This is a genomic window from Sphingomonas sp. Leaf38 (assembly GCF_001421825.1).
Taxonomy (GTDB): Bacteria; Pseudomonadota; Alphaproteobacteria; order Sphingomonadales; family Sphingomonadaceae; genus Sphingomonas.
Window position 1 is genome coordinate 1,502,733 of record NZ_LMLD01000011.1, and the last position, 18,461, is coordinate 1,521,193.

Below are 18,461 nucleotides of genomic sequence, written 5' to 3' on the forward strand. Positions count from 1 at the left end.
TCCCCCGACCCCTCCCGCAAGCGGGAGGGGAGGAAGAAGGGCGCGATACTGAAGTCTGGTTACAGCTTGACGACGTTCGAGGCGACCTCTTGGAACGTCTCGACGTACAGCGAAACCATCGGCTCGTCGGTGACGATCACCGTCTCGTCCGATCCGAACCCGTTGAACGCGGTCCGCATCGCCGAGCCATAGGCGCCGAGCATGCCGATCTCGATATAGTCGCCAGCCTGAATGTCGGCGGGCAGCAGGAACGGGCCGACCATGTAATCCATGTCGTCGCACGTCGGCCCGTAGAAGCTGAACTCCATGTCCTTCGCACGGCTGTCCGGCTCGCGGAGCAGCTCGACCGGGAAGCGCCAGCCGATATGCGCCGCATCGAACAGCGCGCCATACGCGCCGTCGTTGATGTACAGCTCGGTCCCGCGGCGCTTTTCGACGCGCACGATGATCGACGAATATTCCGCGCACAGCGCCCGGCCCGGCTCGCACCACAGCTCGGACGAATAGCTGACGGGCAGCGATTCGAACGCACGGTGGATCGTCTCGAAGAAATGCTCGAGCGGCGGGGGCTCCATGCCCGGATAGGACGACGGGAAGCCGCCGCCGACGTCGATCACGTCGACCGTGACCGCCGCCTCGACGATCGCCGCACGCACGCGCTCCATCGCGTTCGAATAGGCTTCCGGAGTCATCGCCTGCGATCCGACATGGAAGCAGATGCCCAGCGCGTCCGCCGCCTGGCGGGCCGCGAACAGCAGCTCCTTCGATTCGCCGGGGGCGACACCGAACTTCGATGCGAGCGACAGCTTCGAATGCTCCGACGACACGCGCAGCCGGACGCACAGCGTCAGGTCGGCGGCTTCGTTGGTGGCACGAACGACCTTGTCCAGCTCTTCCAGGCTGTCGAGGCTGAAGGTCCGTACGCCATGCGTGAAATACGCCTCGCGGATAGCTTCCTCGGCCTTAACCGGGTGCATGAAGCACAGGGTCGCCTGGGGCAGCGTACGGGCGACCAGGCGCACCTCCGCGATCGACGCCACGTCATAATGCGTGATGCCATTGTCCCACAGGATCAGCAGGAGTTCGGGGCTCGGGTTCGCCTTCACCGCGTACATCGAGCGGCCCGGAAACTTCTCTGCGAAGAATCGGGCGGCGCGCGCAGCGGCGTGCGGTCGAACGAGCGTGACCGGATCAACCGGGCGCCCCTTAGCGATGTCGATGCCGCGCCCCTGATTGGCGGAGACGGCGGTCGAATGGGCTTTCGCTAGCCCCAGCGCGTTATGATGCTTGTGCAATTCAAGGGACCTCCAATGTCCTGAGACAAATTACGAAAACACTGCCTTGCGGTTGGAAGTCCCATGGGGCAGCGGAAGGGCGATTTAGGGTCGCTTGCCCCCCATGTAAATAGGGTTGGCTGCAGAGGAGCCAGTGTGTGACGATTTTGCGACAGCCGACACGGGCGGGGGTCCGCGACGCGGCGGAGAAGATCGCGCGGATCCTCCCGCCGACGCCGCTATTCGTCTGCGAAATCAAGGGTGTACCGGTCGCTTTCAAGGCTGAATCGTTGCAACCAATCGGCGCGTTCAAGATTCGCGGCGCCTGGCATCGGCTGACCGCGCTCGACGAGGGGACGCGGAAAAAAGGCGTCGTTGCGTTTTCCTCGGGCAATCACGCGCAAGGCGTCGCCTGGGCGGCGAAGCGGCTGGGGATCGCGGCGACGATCGTGATGCCCTCGGACGCGCCGCGCCTGAAGCGCGAGTCGACCCTGGCGCTCGGCGCGGAGGTCGTGACCTACGACCGCGCGACCGAAAGCCGCGAGGCGATCGCCGCGCAGCTCGCGGAAGCGCGGGGGGCGACGTTGGTACCAAGCTTCGACGACCCGTGGATCATCGAGGGGCAGGGGAGCACCGGGATCGAAGCGGCCGCGCAGATGGCGGCATTCGGACTGGGCGCACCGACTCGCGTGATCGTTCCGTGCGGCGGCGGCGGTCTGTCGGCGGGTATCGCGCTGGCGTTGAAGGAAAGCGCGATCACCGTCGTCGAACCCGAGGGCTGGGACGACATGCGGCGGTCGCTCGAGGCGTCGTGGATCGAGCCCGTCGGTCCCAACCCGCCGCCGACCGCGTGCGATTCGCTCCAGACGTTGCGCGTCTCGCCGCTGACCTTCGACGTCCTCTCCCGCCGCGATGCGACCGGCGTCGCGGTCAGCGAATCAGAGATCGCCGCGGCGCAGCGCTGGGCGGCGGAAAAGTTGCGGCTGGTGATCGAACCCGGCGGCGCGGTCGGGTTGGCTGCCGTGCTCGCGGGCAAGGTGACGCTCGAACCGGGGCTGCTGGTGATCCTGTCGGGCGGCAACGTCGATCTTGCCGACTATGCAAAGGCGATGGCGGGCTGACTAGGCGGGCGGCAGCGTCTTGGTCGCGGGTTTCGCGCAGGCATAGGCGTGCTTGTACGGCCGGTTCCAGCATGCGACGAAGCCGTCGAGGATGTTGAGGTTCATAGGCCAGGCATAGGCACGCGGCTTCCCGTCTGCCCCGATCGGCGCATACCCCGCCGGGCGTGGCAGCGCGGCAAGCTTGGCCCGCGCGGTGTCGAGCCCGACAAGGTCGCGACGCAGGAACGCGACGCTGCCATCGACGTAGAGGTTCCAGCCAAACCCCGCATCCTCTTCCGCCGGCTTGCGCGCAGCCTCGAACAACATGATCGCCCGCGCCGTCTGCCCGGCGTTCGCGCGCAACTGCCCTTCGTGCCACTGCAAGAGCCCGGCGGTGCGCGGGTTGGCGGGATGGTTCGACCGCCAGTCCGCGATCAGGTCGGCCGCCTGCGCATCGCACCCGGCATCGGCGAGCGTCCGCCACCCGCCTGACATCGTCTGATCAAAGCCGCGTTCGTCGAGCGCCATCATCGCGGACGTGTCATGGCGACACTCGTTCTGGGGGGGAGCCTGCGCGGCGATCAGGGTAAGAATGGCCAGCATCAAGCCTCCGTCTGTTCCAGTACGGCGCCAAGCTATTGTCGCGCGTGGCACTAAGTCAACGCGCTTCAATCCGGGGCCGCACTGGCGTATCGAACGGCATGAACGCCGCCCTCACCAGCATCGCCGCCGCCGCGCCCGCCATCGCCATGCTCGGCATGTTCGCCTGCCTGATCGGCGGACTGATGCTCATCGTGAAGAGGCGTGACACGAAAAAGGGGGTGCTGATGCTGGTGATGGCCGCAGTGCTGCTGGCCAACGTCGCGATCTGGACTCTCTAACCCTCGCCCCTTGGGAGGGTGGGGGGCGTTGGGGAGGCCTGAGGTATCCCACAACGCCCCCTCATCCGGCGCTGCCGCGGCACCTTCTCCCCGAGGGGAGAAGGACAGAGTCACCGGATCGGCGAGTTCGGGTCCAGCCGCATATCCAGATACTTGTCCACGCTCCCCATCAGCTCGGGCATCTCGTGCTCGAAGAAGTGGTTCGCCTTCGGGATCGTGTCGTGATGGATCGTGATGTGCTTCTGCGTGCGCAGCTTGTCGACCAGCTTCTGCGTGGCCCCCGGCGTCGCGACCTCGTCGGCCTCGCCCTGGATGATGATCCCGCTCGACGGGCACGGCGCCAGGAAGGTGAAGTCGTACAGGTTCGCCGGCGGCGCGATCGAGATGAACCCGCGGATCTCGGGGCGACGCATCAGCAGCTGCATGCCGATCCAGGCGCCGAAGCTGACGCCCGCGATCCAGGTCGTCTGCGCCTCGGGATGGAAGCTCTGCACCCAGTCGAGCGCGCTCGCCGCGTCGGACAGCTCGCCGACGCCGTTGTCGAACACGCCCTGGCTCTTGCCGACGCCACGGAAATTGAACCGGAGCGTCGCGAAGCCGCGGCGCTGGAACGTCTTGTACAGCTGCTGCACGATCGCGTTGTTCATCGTGCCGCCTGCGGACGGATGCGGGTGCAGGATCATCGCAACGGGCGCGCGCGGGCGCGGACCCGGCGCAAAACGACCTTCGAGACGGCCTTCGGGACCGGGGAAAATGACTTCGGGCATGGACACTCGCGAGCTGGGATACGCACTCGGGTGGAGTGCGGGACTATGCGCGCTATATAGGCCAAACACCCATTCTCGCAATTGGAACCGATCCTGTCCCGCAACACGTCCCGCATCTATCTCGATCACGCCGCCACGACGCCGATGCGTCCGGAGGCCGTCGCGGCGGTGATGGAGGGCATGACGCGCTGGGCGAACCCGTCTTCGCCGCATGCCGAGGGGCGCGCGGCCCGCGCCGCGCTGGAGGACGCGCGGAACCGTATCGCCAAGGCGCTGGACTGGCCGCACCACGTGATCCTGACCAGCGGCGCGAGCGAGTCCGCGGCGCTGGCACTACGCGGTAGGCCGGGAGTCGGCGTTGCGTCTGTGGAGCACGACGCGATCCTGCGCGCTGCCGAAAGTCCGGTTATGCTGCCGGTCGACTACGATGGGCGCATCGGCACGGCAAACCTCCCCGCCGTCATTGCGGTCCAATCCGCGAACAGCGAAACCGGCGTCCTCCCTGGTATGCCGGAGCGCACGGCGACCGACGTATGGATCGCCGATTGCGCGCAGACCGCCGGCAAGCTTGCGCTCCCCAACGCGGACCTCGTGATCGTCTCGGCGCACAAGCTGGGTGGGCCGCCCGGCATCGGTGCATTGCTGGTCCGTGATCTGGGCCTCCTCGACCCGACCGGCGGACAGGAGCGCGGCTATCGCGGTGGGACGGAAAATCTTCCGGCCGCGCTCGGTTTCGCCGCCGCGCTGGAGGCACCCCGCGACTGGTTCGCCGCCATGGCAGACCTCCGCGCCACGCTCGATACCGCCATCCTCGCGGGCGGCGGCGAGATCGTCGCGCACCACGCGCCCCGAATCTCGACGATCGCCTCCTATCGCATGCCTGGCATAAGCTCCGCGGCGCAGCTGATCCGCCTCGACATGGCCGGCTTCGCGGTCTCCGCGGGTAGCGCCTGTTCGTCGGGCAGCATGCGCCCCAGCCACGTGCTCGCCGCGATGGGCTATACCCCCGACGTCGCCGCCGAGGTCGTCCGCGTCAGCTTCGGCTGGACGACCACCCCGGACGACGTGGCGCGGTTCGCCGAGGCATGGACCCGGATCGCACGCGACGTAAAGCGAGCCGCATGACCTATCTCGATTACCAGGCGACCACCCCGCTCGCGTCCGAAGCGCTCGCCGCGATGCTGCCGTGGCTCGAATCGCAGCACGCCAACCCACATTCCCCGCACCGCGAAGGCCGCCGCGCGAAAGCCGCGGTCGAGGTCGCGCGCGATCAGGTGGCCGCGTTGCTGCCCCCCGGTGGCCGAATCGCCTTCACCAGCGGCGCGACCGAGGCGCTCAACTGGGCGATCAAGGGCACGACCGGCTCTCTCGTCACGCTGGCGACCGAACACGCTGCCGTCCTCGATACGGTTGCAGCCGAGGCGGCGAGGGGGCGCCAGGTCACGGTCCTCCCGCTCGGCCCCGACGGCGTGGTCGATCTCGACGTGGCCCGCGCCGCAATTCTCCCCGGCATCGGCCTCGTCGCCGCGATGCTCGTCAACAACGAGATCGGTGTGATCCAGCCGATCGCGGCGCTCGTCGATCTTGCGCATTCAGCCGGCGCGTTGATGCTCTGCGACGCGGTTCAGGGTTATGGCCGCGTGCCGATCCCCGACACCGTCGACCTGATCGCGATCTCTGCGCACAAGATCCACGGTCCCAAGGGCATAGGCGCGCTATGGATCCGCGACGGCGTCGACCTCGCCCCGCTGTTGCATGGCGGCGGGCAGGAAGCACCCGGTCGATCGGGCACGCTCTCGCCGGCGCTGTGCGCAGGCTTCGGTGTCGCGGCAAAGCTGATGGCTGCACGGAGCACCGAGGACGCCGCGCATGTCGACCGCCTCAAGTCGCTCGCGCTCGACCGTCTCGGCCCCGACTGGATCGTCAACGGCTCGATCGAACACCGCTATAACGGCAACCTGAACGTCCGCCGCGACGGCCTCGACGTGAACCGGCTGATGTCGGACCTGCGCGACATCGCCTTCTCCGCAGGGTCAGCCTGTGCGAGCGGTTCGGGCCGGTCCAGCCACGTCCTCCGCGCGATCGGCCTCGCCGAGGCGCAGGCGCGCGCCAGCATTCGTCTCGGCTTCGGCCGCTACACCACCGAAACCGAACTGTGCGGTGCGATCGAGGCGATCATTGCCGCTGCCGAGGGACAATGGCCATGATCGTCCGCTTCATCGCCCGCGATGGCACTGCCACGATGGCTGCCGCCAGCCCGGGCGATCGGCTGCTTGATGCCGCGCAGGCGCATGGCCAGCCGCTCGAGGGCACCTGCGAAGGCCAGCTGTCCTGCGCGACCTGCCATGTCGTCGTCGATCCCGCCGACTTCGCGCGCCTCCCGCCGGCGACCGAGGATGAGGAGGACATGCTCGATCTCGCGCAGAACGCCACGCGGACGAGCCGGCTCGCCTGCCAGATCCGCCTCACCGACACGCTCGACGGACTGACGGTTCGAATTCCAGGTTAGGTCAGCAAAGCTTACAGGAAGACAACGGACGGTTCAGGGAACGTCCACGCGCTTAAGCGGATTATCCTCTCATCGCCTCAATGTACGAGGTCTTGAGAGGAGTACCGGACATGAAGATCATCGCAATGTTCGCCGCTGGCGCCTTGGCCGCGGGAACGCTGTTTGCTTCCGCCCCCGCCGATGCACAGCGCCATGGCTGGGACGGTCCACGCGGCCACCACGACTGGCGTGGGCCTCGCGGCGACCGGGGTTGGCATGGCCGCCGAGGCTGGGACGGCCCGCGTCACGGATATGGCGGTTATCGCGGCGGCTATCGTGGCGGTGGTTACGGGTATCGCGGCCCGCGTGGCTATGGCCGCTCGCGCGTCGTCTGCCGGATCGAGCGTGGCTATTACGGCCCGGTCCGTCGCTGCTTCCGGCGCTGATACGGAACCGTAACGACACCCGCTTTGTTTAACATAGGTTGCCAGTCCGTCAGGGCTCGCGTCACGTAGGAGACCCCCATGAAGTTCTTTACCATCGCCGCTGCAGGTCTCGTCGCGCTTACCGGTCTCGCGCCCGTCGGGATCGCTGCAGAGGCCTCCGCACAGCGCACCGTCGTCCATGAGCGTACGGTCGTCCGCCACACGGATCGCCGCCCCGGCTATCGTCGCCATGTCGTCCGCACGCGCCAGGTATGCCGCAACGTGTACCGCAACCATCATCGCCAGCGCGTCTGCCGCACGGTGCGCATCAACCGCTGATCGCGGCATTGATCTGGCCGCTGATGGCGAAGCAGCAAGCTAAGGCTTGATCATCCCGCCCGACCCCGCCATATGCGCCGCGGGAGTCGGGCGGACGTGGTCGTCGCCAACTTGGTCAGATCCGGAAGGAAGCAGCCACAACGATTTCGCCACGGGTCGTCCCGGCTCCCACCGCGAATGTTTGCAGGCAAACATGAGCGCGGCCAGCGGCGCAAAGCGCCGACTGACGATGCGGCTAAGCCGCAGCGCCCTTCCTAAACTTCTTCGTCCACCCACAGACACCGGCCCGGTGTGTGATGGCCTAGAGCGTTCCCGAAACGTTCCGAATCATTGTCCTACAGCGTCACACTGTGGCAAACCCGGTCCATGCCCCACACCCATCCCAAAGCCGGCCCGGCACGCTGCCCCGGCAACGCAAGTACAGACGCTTCGCAGCGTGTGAACTTTGTGAACTTCACTCCCCTTCGACAGCGCGCGTCACACCCGCTATGACGCCGGCAATGTCAGATTCCTTCGACCTGGGCGAACCCCCGCAGCCGGCCAAGACGCCAGCCCAAGCCGGGGATGTCGCCTACCGCGTGCTCGCGCGCAAATACCGTCCGCAGACCTTTTCCGAACTCATCGGGCAGGATGCGATGGTGCAGACGCTGGGCAACGCGATCAAGCGCGACCGGCTCGCGCACGCCTTCCTGATGACCGGCGTCCGCGGGGTCGGCAAGACGTCGACCGCGCGGCTGATCGCCAAGGCGCTCAACTGCATCGGTCCCGACGGGCAGGGCGGCCCGACGATCGACCCGTGCGGCGTCTGCGAACCCTGCCGCGCGATCGCCGAGGGCCGCCATATCGACGTGATCGAGATGGATGCCGCCAGCCACACCGGCGTCGACGACGTCCGCGAGATCATCGACGCGTCGCGCTATTCGGCGGTCACCGCGCGGTTCAAGATCTACATCATCGACGAAGTCCACATGCTGTCGAAGAACGCGTTCAACGCGTTGCTCAAGACGCTCGAGGAGCCGCCGCCGCATGTGAAGTTCCTGTTCGCGACCACGGAAGTGAACAAGGTGCCGGTGACGGTCCTGTCGCGCTGCCAGCGGTTCGACCTTCGCCGCATCTCCGCCGAACAGCTCGCCAAACATTTCGCCTGGGTCTCGACCGAAGAACGCGTCGTCGCGGACCCCGAGGCGCTGATGCTGATCGCGCGCGCCGCGGAAGGCTCGGCGCGCGACGGGCTGTCGATTCTCGACCAGGCGATCGCGCATGCCGGGCTCGAAGGCGGCGGCGTGACGGCGGAGGCGGTCCGCCAGATGCTCGGCCTGTCCGATCGCGGTGCGGTGCGCGATCTGCTCACGCTGATCCTCGCGGGCGACGGGGCAGGGGCGCTCGCCGCGATGCGCCGCCAATATGACTACGGCGTCGACCCTTTGTCGGTGCTCCGCTCGCTGCTCGAAACCGTCCACGGCATCACGCTGACCAAGGTCGGCACGCCGCCCGACGCCGCGCAGCCGGCCGAGGAACGCGCGGCGCGTGAAGAATGGGCGGCATCGCTCGGTTACCCCGCGCTGCACCGGTTGTGGCAGCTGTTCCTCAAGGGGCATGACGAGGTCGCCAAGGCTGCGCTGCCGATCGAGGCGGCGGAGATGGCGCTGTTGCGCGCGATCTACGCGTCGACTTTGCCCGATCCCGGCGAACTAGCCCGCCAGATCGCCAGCGGGGCAGCCCCCGCCGCCACACCGTCGCTGCCGACTCCGGCCAGCCAGCCAGCCCCCGTTGCGAAGGCACCTGAACCGATCGGCCCGATCCTGCCGCCGACGTTCGAGGCGCTGGTCGACCTGCTCGACGAGCAAGGCGGTCTCGCGATCGCCGCGCGGCTGCGACACGGCGCGCGGATCGTCAGCTATGCGCCGCCCGAACTCATCCTCAGCGGCAGCCGCCCGGTGTCGGCGGACACGCTGGCCGAACTCAACACGCTGTTGAAGACGGTGACGCGGACTGCGTGGAAAGTGTCGATCGTCGACGCGCCCGGCGAGCCGACGTTGAAGGAACAGGCCGACTCTGCTGAAGAGGCAAACCGTTTGAAATATTGGGACTCGCCATTGGTCCGGGCAGCGCGCGAAGCGTTCCCGGATACCAGAATGGAAAATTGGCCCGGCCAAAGGAGCAACGCATGAAGAATATCGATGAAATCCTCGCCATGGCGCAGAACGTCCAGAGCGAGCTCGAGAAGGCGCAGGCCAATCTCGACACGATCGAGGTCGAGGGCGTGTCGGGCGGCGGGCTCGTCAAGGTGAAGGCGTCGGCCAAGGGCCGGATCATCGGCATCGCGATCGACGATTCGCTGATCCAGGTGAGCGAGAAGCAGATGCTCGAGGACCTGCTGACCGCGGCGTTCAACGACGCGCGCGCGAAGGCGGACGCGGTATCGGGCACCGAGATGTCGAAGATGACGAGCGGCCTTCAGCTGCCCCCGGGCTTTAAGCTGCCATTCTAACGACTTTGGGTTCGTTTCGGGACGGGAACATTCGGTCTTCGGCTAGCGTTGCGCCTCTCAGTTATCAGGGAGAGTAACATGGCCGAAGAGCGTATCGTCGAGACCCCGACCACCCACACCACCGTCATCGAACGTCGCGGCGGCGGCGGCGCGATGATCGCGGTCGTCCTGCTGATCGCCGTGCTGATCGGCGGCTTCTATCTGTTCAGCCGCCAGGGCGCGCAGAACAACAAGGACGCAGCGATTACTTCGGCGGCCAAGAGCGTCGGCGGCGCTGCCGACAAGGCTGGCGACGCGGTCGAGAAGTCGACGCAGTAATCTAGGCTGCACCGCCCCGGCCAAGACCGGGGCGGCGGTTTCGCGGCGGGGACCGCCTCACCGCAGGCAGCTGTCCAGCCCGTCATTCCTCACCACCGAAACCCGCCGCGACAGCGTGTTTCCATGTTGGCGCACGAACCCATGCGGACTGATCGCCGCACGCTTCTTGGGCAGCGGCAGTACCGCCGCAATCCGCCCCGCCTCGGTCGGCGACAGCTTCGACGCATCATGGTTGAAATAGCGGATCGCGCCGGCATTGGCGCCGTACGTCCCGATCCCGGTCTCGGCGATATTGAGATATACCTCCATGATCCGCCGCTTCGGCCACAGCGCCTCGATCAGCACCGTAAAATACGCCTCGAACGCCTTGCGGACATAGCCGCCGCCCTGAAACAGAAACGCGTTCTTCGCGGTCTGCTGGCTGATCGTTGAGCCACCGCGGATCCGCCCGCCCTGCGCATTGCGCGCCGCCGCCCCCGCGATTGCCTTGAAATCAAAGCCATGATGCGAACAGAAGCGCGAATCCTCGCCCGCGATCGCCGCGCGCGCCATGTCCGGATCCATCTCCGATAACGGCATCCAGTCCTTCGTCACGCCATGGCCGTTGAGCACGTCGCCCATCATCGTCCAGGTGAACGGTACCGGCACGAACCGATAGATGCCGACCCACGCGACCGTGATCAGGATGAACCCGAAGACGATCTTGGCGATGATGCGAAAGAAGACCATCGCCGCTCCTTATGCGATCGGCGCGGCATCGCCAATGATCGCGCGCGCCGCCGCGATGCCCGTCTCATACGCGCCATGCGCGGTCGAGAAATCAAACGCATGGCAGGCCTCGCCGGCGAAGTGGATCCGACCATCGACCGGCGCCGCCAGGACGGTGCGTTGTGCAGCCTTGCCCACGAGCGCGTGGCTGTAGCTGCCGCCAATATAAGGTTCGTGGCGCCAGCGCGTGGCGGCGAGCGGAGTAAATCTGTCGCGCCAGCCGGTGCCGAGCAGCCCCACGAGCTCGTCGATCGCGAACTGCGCGGCGTCGCGGTCCTCGAGCATCTCCGCACAGTCGCCACCAAAGAAGCTCTCGACGATCGGCCAGCCAAAAGGCGACAGGCGATGGCTTGCGGTGCAGGCGCTGTACGGGTTGCCGATCAGATGCGCGTCGCTGGGCCATTCGGGGCGATCGACGTGGAGGAACACCTTGTCGGCGAGGCCGAGCGGCAGGTCTGCGGCGGCGGCATGCTTGTCAGCGAGGGGCGGGTCGAACACGATCTGCGCGGTGGCGAGGACCGTCGTGGGAACGCAGACGATGACGTGGTCCGCCTCGATCGTTCCCGCGGGGGTGTTAAGTTTGAGGCAATGGCCGGTGTGATCAATGCGTGTGACGGGCGTCGAGAGGCGGACGGCCACACCCGCAGCGTGGCTGGTAACGAGCGTGCCGTAGCCCTCCTTCACCGTCCAGTTGTCGTCGGACGCGGCATCTTCGTAGGCCGCCCAGTCGTGCAACGATACTTGGCCGAGGTTCGCGCCGTTTGCGTAACCAGACATCGCGTCGATCTTGGGACGCCATTTATCGTCTGCGTCGATAAAGTCGGATAGAGGGCGGTCCGGACCATTTTGTGCGGCCAGCGCCCGCGCGATCCAGGACTGGTATGCCTCCGAAGAAGCGTCCTGTTCTTCAGGCGGGAAGCCTAGGTCGCGCCATTGTATGCGCCAGTTCGCCTCGGAGCGATCAAGGGAAAAACCCGTCGCCGCCGCGATCGCAGTCCACGGATTGCGCTGCGCTGAGTGAAGCCAACCACAACCGGCGTCGACATGGTATCGCGACAAGGCGGAAGGCGGGCCATGCGTTAGACCTTGATGGGCGAGCAAATCGGCCAGGAGAAGGCTTCGGGCTCTGCCGCCCAGGCGATCGCTAGCCTCGACCACCATTACCTCGCGACCCGCATCATGCAGTGTTCGGGCTGCGGCAATGCCGGCTGCACCGCCGCCGATGACGACGGTGCGTGGCACGTTATGCCGCCAGCAGGCGTTTCTCGCCGGCGATCCGCATCATCGCCTTTTGCAGTTTCTCGAAGGCACGAACCTCAATCTGCCGCACGCGTTCGCGCGAGACGTTGTAGACCTGCGACAGCTCCTCGAGCGTCTTGGGATCGTCGGTCAGGCGCCGCTCGGTCAAGATATGCTGCTCGCGTTCGTTGAGGTCGTCCATTGCCGATACCAGCATCGAGTGGCGGACATCAGCTTCCTGCGCGTCGGCCACGATCTTGTCCTGCAACGGCGCATCGTCCTGCAGCCAATCCTGCCATTGCCCGTCGCCATCTTCGCGCATCGGGACATTGAGCGACGTGTCGCCGCCCATCGCCATGCGGCGGTTCATGCTGACGACGTCGGTTTCCGCGACGCCCAGATCGGTCGCGATCTTGGTAACATGCTCGGGGCGCAGATCGCCATCCTCGAACGCGTCGAGCCGGCTCTTCATCCGCCGCAGGTTGAAGAACAGCTTCTTCTGTGCCGCGGTGGTGCCCATTTTTACCAGGCTCCACGAGCGCAGGATATATTCCTGGATTGACGCGCGGATCCACCACATGGCGTAAGTGGCCAAACGGAAGCCGCGCTCGGGCTCGAACTTCTTCACACCCTGCATCAAGCCGATATTGCCCTCGGAAATGAGTTCCGACGTCGGCAGGCCATAACCGCGATAGCCCATCGCGATCTTCGCCACGAGACGGAGGTGCGAGGTCACGAGCTGCGCCGCCGCCTCGGTATCGCCATGCTCTTGGAAGCGCTTGGCGAGCATATATTCCTGCTCGGGTTTCAGCAGCGGAAATTTCTTGATCTCGGCGAGATAGCGATTGAGACCCGCCTCGCTGCCGAGCGCAGGAATCGTCGCTGGAACGTTGGAGCGGGCTGCCATGGTCGTAATCCCTTTCTGCTGACCCCGATTGCCGCACTGCGGCATGGTGTCGATTATCTATACGTCAAGCTGGGTGAACAGTTCCTGCATGTCTGCGGGCATTTCGCTTTCGAACGCCAAAGCGATGCTTTTCACCGGATGGATGAACCCAAGATGGGCCGCGTGCAACGCCTGGCGACGGAACCCGAGCGTATCGAGCAACGACTTCTGAGCTTGCTTTGTTCTACCATAGACCGGGTCGCCCAACAAGGCATGGCCGATCGACGCCATGTGCACTCGCACCTGGTGCGTGCGACCGGTTTCGAGCCGACATTCGATCAACGCTGCAGCGCGTAAGCTCTTTATAGTCGAAAAGTGCGTAACCGCGCGTTTGCCGCCCTCGACGATCGCGATCTTCTTGCGGTTCTGCGGACTGCGCGCGAGCGGCGCGTTGACGGTGCCGCTTGACGGGCGAGGAATGCCCCCGACGATGGCCTTGTAGCGGCGATCGATGCTGTGATCATGGAACTGCTTGGCTAGGCCCTCGTGCGCGCGGTCGGTTTTTGCCGCGATCATCAGCCCCGACGTGTCCTTGTCGATGCGGTGGACAATACCGGGCCGCGCGACGCCGCCGATCCCAGACAAATTGCCTGCGCAATGGTGGAGCAGCGCGTTGACGAGCGTCCCGTCGAAATTGCCAGCCGCCGGATGAACGACGAGCCCGGCCGGCTTGTCGATCACGATCAGGTCGTCGTCTTCATAGGCGATGACGAGCGGGATATCCTGCGCTTCGTTGTGCAGCGGGGTTGGCGGCGGGATCGCAATCGCGAACGTCTGGCAGGTCGCAACCTTCTTCGCCGAATCGCGCCATTCGCGGCCGTTGAGCGTCACCTGCCCTGCGGCGATCAGTGTCTTCAACCGCTCCCGAGACATGTCGGGTAGCAGTTCGGCGAGCGCGCGATCGAGCCTCCAGCCATCCGTGGCCGGCGTGATCGATGCTTCGACGATGGAAACCCCCCGGTCCATGTCGTAGCGATGTGGCGATGAGTGTGACGATTTCAAGCGAAGTGCTGCGGCGAATGTTGGCGCAGGCGGCCGCATCGCTCGAGGCTGAGATCTGTGGGCTGTTACTGGGGGCCGGAGATCGGATCGAGGCCGCGGAGCCGTGCGCGAACGTCGCGACGGATCCAGCGCGGGCGTTCGAGATCGATCCGACGGCTTTGTTCGCGGCGCATCGGCGGGCAAGGGCTGGTGGCGCCGCGGTTATTGGCCACTATCACTCGCACCCGTCTGGCTTGCCGATCCCTTCGCCGCGCGACGCCGTCCAGGCGATGGGGGATGGGGCCGTCTGGGTGATCCTGGGCGGAAACGTCGCCCGGGCCTGGCGCTCGGTTGAGCCGGGCGTTTTCGTCGCGGAGGCGATCTACGAGGCGTGACTGCCACCCGATTTTGCCATCCCGCGCTTTGTCCGCGACGCCCCAGCGGCGTATGCAAATGCCCACCCTTGCGTCGCCGCATCACGACCGTCAGAAGACGCCTCTAACTAGGGGATTTTCATGACGGTCAGCCCGGTCGATTTCGCGAGCCTGCTCTGTTCGCGCCTGTGTCACGACCTGCTGTCGCCGGTCGGCGCGCTCAACAACGGACTCGAGCTGCTGGCCGATGAAACCGATCCGGCGATGCGCGAGCGAGTCATGCAGTTGCTTGCCGACAGCGCACGCGCCTCCGCTAGCAAGCTAAAATTCTTCCGTCTCGCCTTTGGGGCCGCGGGCGGGTTCGGCGAACTGGTCGACACGCACGAGGCCCGGAACGCGATCGAGGGATTGGTCGCGGAGAACAAGCGGATCACGTTTGTCTGGGCGGTCGAAGCTTCGGCGATGCCCAAGTCTGCGATCAAGGTGCTGCTCAACCTCGTCCTGATCGCCACCGAGTCATTGGTGCGCGGTGGGACGATGGAAGTCGGCGGCGAGGACAATGAGGGGCAGCTCGAGATCGTTGTGAAGATCGAGGGGGCGCGGATCGTGCTGGATCCCGAAATTCGGCGGACGCTGGTTGAAGGGGATGGCCAGCATACCGTGACGCCGCGGGCGGCTGCGGCATACATGATCAACACGCTGGTCACCGAGGCGGGTGGGGCGGTGATCGTCTCCGAGCCTGCAGAGGGTATCATGATTTTCGGTGCGGTATTTGACGCACGGTAAGGGGGGGCGGCTTTGTAAGCCTCCCCCTCGCGGGGACGGATTGCGGGGACGGCGTCTTACCAAAGATAACGCGCCCTTAACCTCCGCCATGCATGACAGGCCTCGAACGCGGGGCTCGCATGGACGATTTGCTACAGGAATTCATTGCCGAGACGCGCGAAACGCTGGAGGCGATCTCCGGCGAGATCGTCGCTTGGGAAGCCGCGCCCGCGGATGACGGGCGTCTCGATGCGATCTTCCGCTTCGTCCACACCGTCAAGGGGAGCTGCGGGTTTCTCGACCTGCCCCGGCTCGCCCGACTCAGTCACGCCGCGGAAGACGTGCTAGCCGCGGTCCGCGACGGCAAGCGCACGCCCAACACCGCGCTCGTCAATGCGGTGCTGGGCATCGTCGACCGGATCGGCGCGATCGTCGAGGCGATCGACTCCGGCGCGCCGATCGACAACTCGGACGAGGATCTGCTGATCGAGGCACTCCAGCCCGACGCCCGACCGCGCGCGCAGGCGCCGACCGCGCTGCAGAACCGCGCCGCCAGCCGCAGCGTCCGCCTCAATGTCGAGCTGCTCGATCACATGATGAGCGGCATGTCGGAGATGGTGCTCGCGCGAAATGAACTTGCCCGACGGTTGCGCGACAGCGATGTCGATCCACAGGTCGAGGCGGCGCTGGAGCGGCTTTCGCTGACCGTCGCCGACATGCGCGACACCGTCACCCGCACCCGCATGCAGAAGGTCGACGCGCTGTTCTCGGCGCTGCCCCGGATGGTACGCGATACCAGCGCTGAACTCGGCAAGAGCGTCGATCTCGTCATCGAGGGCGCCGACGTCGAACTCGACCGCGAGATGATCGAGATGATGCGCGATCCGCTCGTCCACATCATCCGCAATTCGATCGATCACGGCATCGAGGCACCGACCGAACGGCGCCTGTTGGGCAAGCCGATGACCGGTCGTCTGATAGTGTCTGCGCGGCAGTCTGGTAACAAGATCCTCATCGAGATAGCCGACGACGGCAAGGGCATCGACGTCGCGCGCATCGTTGCCAAGGCGTCGGAGAAGGGCCTCTACAGCGTTACCGAACTCGCCGCGATGACCGACGCGGCCAAGCTCGACCTGATTTTCGCCGCCGGGTTGTCGAGCCGCGACGTGGTGACCGCAATCTCGGGGCGCGGCGTCGGCATGGACGTGGTGCGCGCCAATATCGAGCAGATCGGCGGGCGGATTGTGCTTACCAACGATCCGGGGCGTGGGTTGCGGATCGTCATCCATGTGCCGCTGACGCTGTCGATCCTGTCGACGATCATCGTCGGCATCGGCACGCAGCGGTTCGCGCTGCCCCGCCAGGCGATCGAGGAAATCGTCATGGTCCGCGGCGATGCGGTGCGGATCGACACGATCGGCGATGCAGCGGCGGTCACGGTGCGCGGACGACGGATGCCGCTGGTGTCGCTCGCCAAGCTGTTCCGCCTGGGTACCGATGCACCGCCGACGCTGGTGATCGTGGCGACTCGCGAGGGCGATTATGCGCTCGGCGTCGATGCCGTGCTCGATGCCGAGGAACTGGTCGTAAAGCCCGCTTCGCCCGCGGTGATGGCGACGGGCGTCTATGCGGGCAAGACGCTGCCCGATAACGGCCTGCCGATGCTGTTGCTCGATGCGTCGGGTATCGCTGCAGTCGCGGGGCTGCGCTTCACGCCCGTCGTCGCCGCGGCCTCGGCGATCGACGAGGCCATACCCGGGGTGCCCGCGTTGCTGTTTGACGATCTCGATGGCCAACGCCGCGCGATCGCGCTGGCAGTGATCGACCGGGTCGAGCCGGTGCCCACCGACGCGATCCGCTGGTCGGGGGGCGCGATGCGGCTGTCGGTCGGCGATGCGATCATCCCACTTCACGCGGTCGCGGACCTCGGCCCGCGCGCCGAAGTCGCGGTGCTGCGCCTGACCGATGGCGAAAGCGAGATGGCCTATGCGATCGCCGAAGCGATCGAGATTGTCACCTTGCCCGCCGAGATGGCACCTGCACGCGGTGGCGGACCGATCGCGGGCGTGGTTTCGATCGGGGGAGAGCAGATCGAGCTGGTCGATCCGCATGCGCTGTTCGCTGGGCAACCGGTGACGCTGACCTCGCTCCCGGTGTGCCTGCTGCAGGTCGATGGGTCGGGCTGGATGGAGACGTTCCTGAAACCCGCCCTCGAAGCTTCGGGCTATCGCTGCGTCACCGCGCTGGAAGCGGGCGAGACCGCGGCGGTGGCACTGGCGATGGACGATGCACCGGTTCCTAAGACGATCGCGCCGGTGGTGACGCTGCGCCGTGGCCGCACTGCGAAGCGCGACGATGATGCAAGCATCTATCGGTATGACCGGCCCGCGCTGATCGCGGCGCTGGCAGCACGGAGAGCGATGTGAGCGAATTGTTTTTGGTGGCGCATATCGCGGGACGCGGCGTCGCGATCGCTGCTGATCAGGTCGATTCGGTGGTCGATATCGGCGAGGTGATTGCCGTGCCGCGCGCGGAGGCGTTCGTGCGCGGATTGGCGGCGTTGCGCAGCCGCGTGGTCACGGTGATCGATACCGGCACCGCGCTCGGCTTCGCCCCGACCGAACACGACGTACGCCGCGCGGTGATCACGATCGTCGAGGGGCATCATTACGCGATCCTGGTCGATTCGGTCGAGGATGTCGCCTCGTTCGCGAGATTGCCGCTGTCGTCGGGCTTGGCGCTGCACCGGGGCTGGGCGGCGGCGGGGACGGGGATCGTCGAGCGCCATGGCGAGCCGTTACTGATACTCGACCTTGCCGCGATAATTCCCGCTGACTCGCTGGCCGCGTAACATTTTCATACGCTTAACCCGGTACTCACGCTTTGGCGCATAGACCGGCTCCACGATTTTCTCCGGAAGGCTTTCCATGAAGACCTGTCTCGTCGTCGATGATTCCAAAGTGATCCGCAAGGTCGCGCGGCATATCCTCGAGACGCTCGATTTCACCGTCACCGAGGCATGCGACGGCCGCGAGGCGCTCGCGTCGTGCATGGCGTCGATCCCGGACGTGATCCTGCTGGATTGGAACATGCCGGTGATGAGCGGCATGGATTTTTTGCGCGCGTTGCGCGAGGCTGATGTGCCGCGCCGCCCGAAAGTGGTGTTTTGCACGACCGAGAACGGCATGGCGTATATTCGTGCCGCGATCGAAGCCGGTGCCGACGAGTATGTCATGAAGCCGTTCGACCGCGATACGCTGGAATCGAAGCTCCAGATCGTCGGCATGGCCTGATCCGGCGCGAAC

Annotated in this window: 22 protein-coding genes, 1 other RNA gene and 1 pseudogene; 16 read left to right on the forward strand and 8 right to left on the reverse strand. The window is 65.9% G+C overall.

The window, feature by feature from the left end; all coding sequences use genetic code 11:
* Positions 1-59 precede the first annotated feature (59 nt).
* Positions 60-1,295 (reverse strand): type III PLP-dependent enzyme, encoded by a 1,236-nt coding sequence (locus ASE88_RS14305; protein WP_056478760.1) that lies wholly within the window; start codon positions 1,293-1,295, stop codon positions 60-62.
* 137 nt (positions 1,296-1,432) lie between these two features.
* On the opposite strand from ASE88_RS14305, the gene ASE88_RS14310 reads away from it, so the two are divergent.
* Positions 1,433-2,395, forward strand: a complete 963-nt coding sequence (locus ASE88_RS14310) for a threonine/serine dehydratase (RefSeq protein WP_056478763.1) — start codon at positions 1,433-1,435, stop codon at positions 2,393-2,395.
* On the opposite strand, the gene ASE88_RS14315 is transcribed toward ASE88_RS14310, so the two are convergent.
* The gene (locus tag ASE88_RS14315) at positions 2,396-2,977 is read right to left on the reverse strand and encodes a hypothetical protein (RefSeq protein WP_056478766.1); all 582 of its coding nucleotides are present in this window, start codon (positions 2,975-2,977) and stop codon (positions 2,396-2,398) included. It lies immediately after the preceding gene.
* A 98-nt stretch (positions 2,978-3,075) separates the two neighbouring features.
* Here ASE88_RS14315 and ASE88_RS14320 point away from each other — a divergent pair, with 98 nt between their 5' ends.
* The gene (locus tag ASE88_RS14320) at positions 3,076-3,255 is read left to right on the forward strand and encodes a hypothetical protein (RefSeq protein WP_056478769.1); all 180 of its coding nucleotides are present in this window, start codon (positions 3,076-3,078) and stop codon (positions 3,253-3,255) included.
* A gap of 110 nt (positions 3,256-3,365) precedes the next feature.
* Here ASE88_RS14320 and ASE88_RS14325 read toward each other — a convergent pair whose 3' ends face one another.
* Complete coding sequence (locus ASE88_RS14325; protein WP_055878070.1) at positions 3,366-4,022, reverse strand: alpha/beta hydrolase; 657 nt, start codon at positions 4,020-4,022, stop codon at positions 3,366-3,368.
* An 81-nt stretch (positions 4,023-4,103) separates the two neighbouring features.
* Between ASE88_RS14325 and ASE88_RS14330 the strand changes: the two genes are divergently transcribed.
* The 9 genes from ASE88_RS14330 (at position 4,104) to ASE88_RS14365 (ending at position 10,083) form a co-directional block, all read left to right on the forward strand.
* Positions 4,104-5,147: a cysteine desulfurase family protein gene (locus tag ASE88_RS14330; RefSeq protein ID WP_268795222.1), complete on the forward strand. Its 1,044-nt coding sequence runs from the start codon at positions 4,104-4,106 to the stop codon at positions 5,145-5,147.
* Positions 5,144-6,229, forward strand: coding sequence for a cysteine desulfurase family protein (locus ASE88_RS14335; RefSeq protein WP_056478772.1), 1,086 nt, complete (start codon positions 5,144-5,146; stop codon positions 6,227-6,229). Before ASE88_RS14330 ends, ASE88_RS14335 begins: the two co-directional genes overlap by 4 nt.
* On the forward strand, positions 6,226-6,531 hold the full coding sequence (locus ASE88_RS14340; RefSeq protein ID WP_055878794.1) for a 2Fe-2S iron-sulfur cluster-binding protein: 306 nt from the start codon (positions 6,226-6,228) through the stop codon (positions 6,529-6,531). The genes ASE88_RS14335 and ASE88_RS14340 overlap by 4 nt, the downstream gene beginning before the upstream one ends.
* Positions 6,532-6,641: 110 nt before the next feature.
* Entirely contained in the window at positions 6,642-6,956 is a 315-nt protein-coding gene (locus ASE88_RS14345; RefSeq protein WP_200910215.1) for a hypothetical protein, read from the forward strand.
* A gap of 78 nt (positions 6,957-7,034) precedes the next feature.
* The gene (locus ASE88_RS14350; protein ID WP_055878063.1) at positions 7,035-7,274 is read left to right on the forward strand and encodes a hypothetical protein; all 240 of its coding nucleotides are present in this window, start codon (positions 7,035-7,037) and stop codon (positions 7,272-7,274) included.
* A gap of 78 nt (positions 7,275-7,352) precedes the next feature.
* An RNA gene (gene ffs, locus ASE88_RS18465) (signal recognition particle sRNA small type) lies at positions 7,353-7,450 on the forward strand.
* A 324-nt stretch (positions 7,451-7,774) separates the two neighbouring features.
* Complete coding sequence (locus ASE88_RS14355) at positions 7,775-9,445, forward strand: DNA polymerase III subunit gamma/tau (RefSeq protein ID WP_056479608.1); 1,671 nt, start codon at positions 7,775-7,777, stop codon at positions 9,443-9,445.
* On the forward strand, positions 9,442-9,765 hold the full coding sequence (locus tag ASE88_RS14360) for a YbaB/EbfC family nucleoid-associated protein (RefSeq protein WP_056478777.1): 324 nt from the start codon (positions 9,442-9,444) through the stop codon (positions 9,763-9,765). Before ASE88_RS14355 ends, ASE88_RS14360 begins: the two co-directional genes overlap by 4 nt.
* A 78-nt stretch (positions 9,766-9,843) precedes the next feature.
* Complete coding sequence (locus ASE88_RS14365; RefSeq protein ID WP_056478780.1) at positions 9,844-10,083, forward strand: hypothetical protein; 240 nt, start codon at positions 9,844-9,846, stop codon at positions 10,081-10,083.
* Between the two features lie 57 nt (positions 10,084-10,140).
* Here the strand turns inward: ASE88_RS14365 and mtgA are convergent, their stop codons facing one another.
* The 5 genes and pseudogenes from mtgA to ASE88_RS14385 form a co-directional block, all read right to left on the reverse strand.
* Positions 10,141-10,812, reverse strand: coding sequence for a monofunctional biosynthetic peptidoglycan transglycosylase (mtgA, locus tag ASE88_RS14370; protein WP_056478782.1), 672 nt, complete (start codon positions 10,810-10,812; stop codon positions 10,141-10,143).
* A 9-nt stretch (positions 10,813-10,821) separates the two neighbouring features.
* Positions 10,822-11,628, reverse strand: a complete 807-nt coding sequence (locus tag ASE88_RS19900) for a flavin monoamine oxidase family protein (protein WP_414893902.1) — start codon at positions 11,626-11,628, stop codon at positions 10,822-10,824.
* Between the two features lie 192 nt (positions 11,629-11,820).
* Positions 11,821-12,093, reverse strand: a pseudogene (locus tag ASE88_RS19905) (FAD-dependent oxidoreductase); the annotation flags it as partial.
* A gap of 1 nt (position 12,094) precedes the next feature.
* The gene (gene rpoH / locus ASE88_RS14380) at positions 12,095-12,997 is read right to left on the reverse strand and encodes an RNA polymerase sigma factor RpoH (protein ID WP_055878049.1); all 903 of its coding nucleotides are present in this window, start codon (positions 12,995-12,997) and stop codon (positions 12,095-12,097) included.
* A 57-nt stretch (positions 12,998-13,054) separates the two neighbouring features.
* Positions 13,055-14,002, reverse strand: coding sequence for an RluA family pseudouridine synthase (locus tag ASE88_RS14385; protein WP_055878045.1), 948 nt, complete (start codon positions 14,000-14,002; stop codon positions 13,055-13,057).
* A 17-nt stretch (positions 14,003-14,019) separates the two neighbouring features.
* On the opposite strand from ASE88_RS14385, the gene ASE88_RS14390 reads away from it, so the two are divergent.
* The 5 genes from ASE88_RS14390 to ASE88_RS14410 all read left to right on the forward strand — a co-directional run bounded on the left by ASE88_RS14390 (position 14,020) and on the right by ASE88_RS14410 (position 18,449).
* The gene (locus ASE88_RS14390; RefSeq protein WP_055878043.1) at positions 14,020-14,412 is read left to right on the forward strand and encodes a M67 family metallopeptidase; all 393 of its coding nucleotides are present in this window, start codon (positions 14,020-14,022) and stop codon (positions 14,410-14,412) included.
* 120 nt (positions 14,413-14,532) lie between these two features.
* Positions 14,533-15,177, forward strand: a complete 645-nt coding sequence (locus ASE88_RS14395; protein ID WP_056478789.1) for a histidine phosphotransferase family protein — start codon at positions 14,533-14,535, stop codon at positions 15,175-15,177.
* A gap of 119 nt (positions 15,178-15,296) precedes the next feature.
* The gene (locus ASE88_RS14400; protein WP_056478792.1) at positions 15,297-17,582 is read left to right on the forward strand and encodes a chemotaxis protein CheA; all 2,286 of its coding nucleotides are present in this window, start codon (positions 15,297-15,299) and stop codon (positions 17,580-17,582) included.
* Positions 17,579-18,007: a chemotaxis protein CheW gene (locus tag ASE88_RS14405; RefSeq protein WP_055878035.1), complete on the forward strand. Its 429-nt coding sequence runs from the start codon at positions 17,579-17,581 to the stop codon at positions 18,005-18,007. The genes ASE88_RS14400 and ASE88_RS14405 overlap by 4 nt, the downstream gene beginning before the upstream one ends.
* A gap of 76 nt (positions 18,008-18,083) precedes the next feature.
* The gene (locus tag ASE88_RS14410; RefSeq protein WP_055878033.1) at positions 18,084-18,449 is read left to right on the forward strand and encodes a response regulator; all 366 of its coding nucleotides are present in this window, start codon (positions 18,084-18,086) and stop codon (positions 18,447-18,449) included.
* The last annotated feature ends 12 nt before the right edge of the window (positions 18,450-18,461 follow it).